We start from the raw sequence: 6,174 nt of genomic DNA, 5'->3' as shown, positions 1-6,174 counted from the left end.
AAAGAATTACCGATTTCTGTCCCACTCTCAGTTTTTTATTTTGTCCTACGAGATACTTTCCTCACTCTTTCCTTAAAGAAGATTTAACCTTTTCTTAAAGATAACTGATATCAGCTAGCTTTAAGCCGCAATCTGTATACTTTCTACAAATCATCTAAGAAAGAGGTATGGATATGGACTATCTAGTGATTCCAGCTTACGAGCCCGATTATAATTTGATTAAACTGATTCAAAAAATTCAGAGCAAGAGCGGTTTTCATATCATTGTCATCGATGACGGTAGCTCAGCCAAGCGCCAGACAGTCTTTGAAAAGGCTGAACAATATGCGACTGTCCTCCATCACGAAAACAATCAAGGCAAAGGACAAGCGCTGAAAACTGCCTTCACCTACATCCAGTCTCTGGGTCAATACGGAACGGTCATCACAGCAGATGCGGATGGCCAGCACAAGGTCTGGGATATTTTCCGAGTGGCAACCAAGGCTGCTAAAAATCCCAATCAGCTGATTCTGGGAGCACGCGCCTTTACTGGAAAGGTACCTCTGCGTAGCCGCTTTGGCAACAGTCTGACTCGGTCTCTCTTCAAAGCCCAGACTGGCGTAGCTGTCTCCGATACGCAGACAGGCTTACGAGCCTTTACGACTAACATGATCCCCTTTATGCTGAAGGTTGAAGGCCAGCGCTATGAGTATGAAATGAACATGCTCTTAGAAGCCAGCAAGGAATATCCCATTTTGGAAGTGCCCATTGAGACGGTCTATATCAATGACAATCAAGGATCGCACTTCCGACCTGTTAGAGATGGACTCATGATTTATAAAAATACTTTTAAATTTGCCCTGACTTCTCTCAGCAGTTTCATCGTGGACTACATCGTCTACGCACTGGCTCTCTTGTTTTTAGCCGCTGTGCCGACCAGCCTGAGAATTCTCCTAGCTAACGGGATTGCCCGCGTGACCAGTTCGGTCTTTAACTACTCGACCAATAAAAAACTGGTCTTTAAGAACGACGACAGTATACTCAAGACAGGAACTGGCTATTTCAGCCTAGCTGTAGTGCTCTTTATCCTAGACACACTGCTGATTCGCCTCTTCTACGCTGTCTTTGGGCTCAATCTTCTGCTTGCCAAGATCATCGTCGGACTGCTGCTTTTCACCGTCTCTTGGATGGTACAAAAGAGATTTATTTTTAAGGAAAGGACACACACTGCATCATGAAATTTTTAAAGAAAGGCTATGCCTACGCCTCGATTTTCGGGCTACTTCTGACAGCTTCCTTCAGCTACTCCATGCTGAAAACCTTCGTCATCGCAGAGACCATTTCCACAGTCTCAAGCACCGCTTCATCATCCAATGCCGAGGTCGCCAGCAAGGCTGCGGAAACGGCAACAGTGACAGATACCAGCTATTCAGACGATAACATCTCGGTCACGCTGACTGAAAAGACCGTCAGCAACACCCAAGTCTACATCGCTGATGTGACCATCAGCTCCGCTGAATATTTGAAAACAGCCCTTGCCAACAACACCTACGGAACCAATGTCACCGCCAAGACTTCAGAAACAGCGGCTAATAACAAGGCTATTCTAGCGGTTAACGGAGACTACTACGGTGCCAATTCTACCGGCTATGTCATCCGCAACGGCGTCGTCTACCGTGATACCGTCCGAGAGGACGCCAGCAATGGAGATTTAGCTATTTACAAAGATGGCTCTTTTAAAATCATTTACGAAAATGAGGTATCTGCCGATCAGCTGGTCAAAGACGGGGTGGTCAATCTCTTAGCCTTCGGCCCAGCCCTTGTAGAAAATGGTGAGATTGTCGTGAATACCAAGTCCGAAGTCGGCCAGTCTATGGCTTCCAATCCACGGACAGCTATCGGTATCATTGACGAAAACCACTATATCATCATCGTTTCAGACGGACGCACTTCAGAAAGTCAGGGGCTTTCCCTCTATGAACTGGCGGAAGTCATGAAATCTTATGGCGTCAAGACTGCCTACAACCTTGACGGCGGTGGCTCGTCCACTATGTACTTCAACGGTCAGGTCATCAACAAACCTACCACCAACGGAAATATCTCAGAAAGGGCGGTGAGCGACATTGTCTACATCGGTTACTAATCCCAGCAAAAAACGTTTCAAAAAAACAGCTGTTTCCTACATCCTGCTAACGATTTTCTTCTTTGCTTTCAGCAGAATCTATGAATCCTTCAGCTTCGGGGAAATATCTATCCACATGCACTATCTCTTTGCCCTTCCTCTCGTTGGGGGCATCCTCCTCCTGCTCTTTATGAAGATCATTCCTAATCTCTCTCGGCTCAGCCTCAACCTCTGGAACTCAGCTGTAGCCACTATGACAGCCGGTATGCTCTTTCGTGGCATCGTCAATCTCTCTGGACGCTCCACGACACTGGACATACCCTACTGGTATGTAGGAGCAGCCTTTGCGGCTCTAGCTCTATTCTCCATGGTCTTTACGCGCAGTGTGTGGGTAGATAATAAAGAAACCAGCTCAATGTCCTAATCTCATAAAAAAACAGAAAGGTCGTGGTGTTTATGCCACGACCTTTATTGAACACAAATCTGCTTTTTCTATAATCAACAATAGAACTTCTAAGAAAATCTTTGCCATCAAGTGGAAATGGGACTGACTTGTAAAATTAGACGATTCTACCCTGATCAACAACCAACTTGCCTGCTTTATAAACTTGATGGGTCAGGTTGGTCGCAAAGAAATAAAGTGGATAGTCGATATTCTTAGCGTCTAGGATGGTAATGTCAGCCTGCTTGCCAGTATCAAAGCTGCCAATCCTATCTTGGCGGTTAACTGAGTAGGCCGCATTGATAGTTACAGCATTGAGAACTTCCACTGGCGTCAGGCGCATCATAAAGCAGCCCAGCTGCATGACGAACTGCAGGTTAGCAGTTGGACAAGAGCCTGGATTGCTGTCAGTAGTTAGAGTGATGGCCATACCAGCTTCCAGCATCTTGCGGGCTGGTGCATAGGTATCTTCCATCAGACTGAAGGTAGTCGCTGGCAGGAGATTGCCGATAACCTTGGCTTCTGCCATCTTGCGAATGCCCTCATCGGTCGCTACCATCAAGTGCTCTGCACTCGTCGCTCCTAGCTCAGCTGCTACATCTACTCCACCGATCGATTCGATCTCATCAGCATGGATGCGAAGCTTGAAGCCCATTTCCTTAGCCTTAGAAAGTAAGTAGCGCGACTCGTCAGCTGTAAAGACGCCTTTTTCACAGAAAATATCACAGAATTCAGCTAGATTTTCTGCCTTTACCCGAGGCAGCATTTCCTCGACGATAAGCTCCAGATATTCCTGAGAGCGTCCCTTGTATTCTGGTGGAACGGCGTGGGCAGCCATAAAGGTAGAAACGAGGTCAATCTCGTGGTCACGGTCCAGAGCCCCAACGACATCTAGCTGGCGCTTCTCTGTTTCCCAGTCCAAACCATAGCCACTCTTAGCCTCAACAGTTGTCACTCCATGCAGCAGCATATAGTCCAGCAGTCTCTTAGACTTATCGTAGAGAGTATCAAAAGAAGCTTCTCGCGTCGCCCGAACTGTGCTAAGAATACCGCCACCTTGGGCAAGAATTTCCAGATAAGGGACACCGGCTAATTTCTTAGCAAATTCATGCTCCCGGCTGCCACCGTAGACCAAGTGAGTGTGACAGTCGATCAAGCCAGGTGTAGCAATCTTGCCCTCATAAGACTGAATCTTAGTATCAGGTCCAACCAGACTGGCATCCGGCTCTCCGCTGCCAACTGCTAGGATTTTGCCGTCTTTGACTGCAATGTAGCCGTCTTCCAAGACCTGAGCTTCCTTCATCTCCTCACCAAAAAGTGGATGACCGAGATCCTTGGGACAGAAGACTTGATTAAAGTGAGTTAATAGTAAATCAGCAGTCATGCTTGTTCCTCCATTCATTTTTCAACTTATTCGCTTTCCATCATAATACACTATCGTCAAATTATAGTCAAAAACCATTATATATTAGATATATTGATATTTTTTATCTTTAGAAATATTTTCTTGACTTTGTACTGACGGCGCTGTTATAAAATAAGGTCAAATCTTAAGTTATTTTACAAGGAGGAAATAAACATGTCATTCTACAGCGAACAAGATATTGCGGCAGCAATGACCGTCAAATTAGACGATGTATTACCTGAAAAAACGGTTTTCCAAGAAGGCATCCGTCGCGCACCCGATCGGGGCTTCCGTTTGACTCAAGCTCAAACCGAAATTGCTTTAAAAAATGCCCTTCGCTATATTCCAAAGAGATTCCATGAGGAAGTGATTCCAGAATTCTTGGAAGAACTGAAAACTCGCGGACGGATTTATGGCTACCGCTGGCGTCCAAAAGAACGCATCTACGGTAAACCAATTGATGAATATAAAGGAAACTGTACTGCAGCCAAAGCTATGCAGGTCATGATTGACAACAACCTGAGCTTTGAAATCGCCCTTTATCCTTATGAATTGGTTACCTACGGAGAAACTGGATCTGTCTGCGCTAACTGGATGCAGTACAACCTGATCAAGAAATACTTGGAAGTCATGACTGACCATCAAACCTTGGTCGTGGAATCTGGCCACCCGCTCGGACTCTTCAAGTCCAAACCAGAAGCACCTCGTGTTATCATCACCAATGGCCTCTTGGTCGGTGAATACGACAATATGAAGGACTGGGAAATTGCAGAAGAAATGGGCGTCACCAACTATGGTCAAATGACAGCAGGTGGCTGGATGTACATCGGTCCTCAAGGTATTGTCCATGGCACTTTCAACACCCTCCTCAATGCTGGGCGCTTGAAACTGGGTGTGGCTGACGACGGCGACCTGACTGGCAAACTCTTCATCTCTTCTGGTCTGGGCGGCATGAGTGGAGCTCAAGGGAAAGCAGCCGAAATTGCTAAAGCTGTGGCAATCGTAGCTGAAGTAGACCAATCTCGGATTGAAACTCGTCATTCCCAAGGCTGGATTAGCCAATTAGCCGAAAGTCCAAAAGAAGCAATCGAGCTAGCTCAAAAAGCTCTGGAAGCTGGCGAATCAACTTCTATTGCCTATCATGGTAACATCGTAGACCTATTGGAATATGTCAACGAAAACAATATCCATGTAGACCTACTGTCTGACCAAACTTCTTGCCACAATGTTTACGACGGCGGCTACTGTCCAGCTGGTATCAGCTTTGATGAGCGGACTCGCCTCCTAGCTGAAGACAAGGAAACCTTTGTTAAGTTGGTTGACCAAACCTTGGAACGTCACTTCAAGGCGATCAAGACCTTGACTAACAACGGCACCTACTTCTTTGACTACGGTAATGCCTTTATGAAGGCAGTCTATGACTCTGGCATCAAGGAAATTTCTAAGAATGGCTTTGACGATAAAGACGGCTTCATTTGGCCATCTTATGTAGAAGATATCATGGGCCCAATGCTCTTTGACTATGGTTATGGTCCTTTCCGTTGGGTATGTCTGAGCGGTAAACACGAAGACCTAGTCGCTACCGACCATGCAGCTATGGAAGTGATTGACCCTAACCGCCGCTACCAAGACCGCGACAACTACAACTGGATCCGAGATGCAGAAAAGAACCAGCTAGTTGTTGGAACTCAGGCTCGGATTCTCTACCAAGACTGTATGGGCCGTGTCAATATCGCCCTCAAGTTCAATGAATTAGTCCGCGAAGGCAAGATTGGTCCTGTCATGATTGGCCGTGACCACCACGACGTATCTGGTACTGACTCTCCATTCCGTGAAACTTCCAATATTAAGGACGGTTCTAATGTTACCTGCGACATGGCTGTGCAATGTTACGCTGGTAATGCAGCTCGCGGTATGAGTCTGGTAGCTCTCCACAACGGTGGTGGAACTGGTATCGGTAAAGCAATCAACGGTGGCTTTGGCTTGGTACTGGATGGCAGCGAACGCATCGATGAAATCATCAAATCTGCTATCGCTTGGGATACAATCGGCGGAGTTGCTCGTCGTAACTGGGCTCGCAATGAGCATGCTATTGAGACTGCTATTGAGTACAACCGCCTCCACCAAGGAACAGACCACATCACCATTCCATACTTAACTGACGAAGATTTGGTCAAAGAATCTGTTAAGAAATTGTTCGAATAGGAAAAACCTGTCCCCCAACTT

5 protein-coding genes are annotated in these 6,174 nt (G+C 46.4%); 4 read left to right on the top strand and 1 reads right to left on the bottom strand.

Annotated elements, in window-relative coordinates; genetic code table 11:
- The first annotated feature begins 167 nt into the window (after nt 1–167).
- Genes A0765_RS05380 through A0765_RS05370 form a run of 3 tightly spaced genes read left to right on the top strand, consistent with a single transcriptional unit; the run spans nt 168 to nt 2,525 of the window.
- Nucleotides 168–1,217, top strand: a complete 1,050-nt coding sequence (locus tag A0765_RS05380) for a bifunctional glycosyltransferase family 2/GtrA family protein (protein WP_062005142.1) — start codon at nt 168–170, stop codon at nt 1,215–1,217.
- Complete coding sequence (locus A0765_RS05375) at nt 1,214–2,122, top strand: phosphodiester glycosidase family protein (RefSeq protein ID WP_062005141.1); 909 nt, start codon at nt 1,214–1,216, stop codon at nt 2,120–2,122. The genes A0765_RS05380 and A0765_RS05375 overlap by 4 nt, the downstream gene beginning before the upstream one ends.
- Complete coding sequence (locus A0765_RS05370; RefSeq protein ID WP_062005139.1) at nt 2,103–2,525, top strand: hypothetical protein; 423 nt, start codon at nt 2,103–2,105, stop codon at nt 2,523–2,525. The genes A0765_RS05375 and A0765_RS05370 overlap by 20 nt, the downstream gene beginning before the upstream one ends.
- A 136-nt stretch (nt 2,526–2,661) precedes the next feature.
- Here A0765_RS05370 and hutI read toward each other — a convergent pair whose 3' ends face one another.
- Entirely contained in the window at nt 2,662–3,927 is a 1,266-nt protein-coding gene (gene hutI / locus A0765_RS05365) for an imidazolonepropionase (protein ID WP_062005137.1), read from the bottom strand.
- A 195-nt stretch (nt 3,928–4,122) separates the two neighbouring features.
- On the opposite strand from hutI, the gene hutU reads away from it, so the two are divergent.
- Nucleotides 4,123–6,153 carry a urocanate hydratase gene (gene hutU / locus A0765_RS05360; protein ID WP_062005135.1) on the top strand — a complete coding sequence of 677 codons (2,031 nt, stop codon included), beginning with the start codon at nt 4,123–4,125 and terminating at the stop codon, nt 6,151–6,153.
- Nucleotides 6,154–6,174: the final 21 nt, after the last annotated feature.

The sequence above is a fragment of the Streptococcus cristatus genome (assembly GCF_001588905.1).
In the GTDB taxonomy this organism is placed as follows: domain Bacteria; phylum Bacillota; class Bacilli; order Lactobacillales; family Streptococcaceae; genus Streptococcus; species Streptococcus cristatus_N.
This window is presented reverse-complemented; position numbering and strand designations above follow the sequence as displayed.

Coding starts and splice junctions, on each gene's coding strand:
- A0765_RS05380 (WP_062005142.1), top strand. CDS start 168: ATGGATATGGACTATCTAGTGATTCCAGCTTACGAGCCCGATTATAAT.
- A0765_RS05375 (WP_062005141.1), top strand. CDS start 1,214: ATGAAATTTTTAAAGAAAGGCTATGCCTACGCCTCGATTTTCGGGCTA.
- hutI (WP_062005137.1), bottom strand. CDS start 3,927: ATGACTGCTGATTTACTATTAACTCACTTTAATCAAGTCTTCTGTCCC.
- hutU (WP_062005135.1), top strand. CDS start 4,123: ATGTCATTCTACAGCGAACAAGATATTGCGGCAGCAATGACCGTCAAA.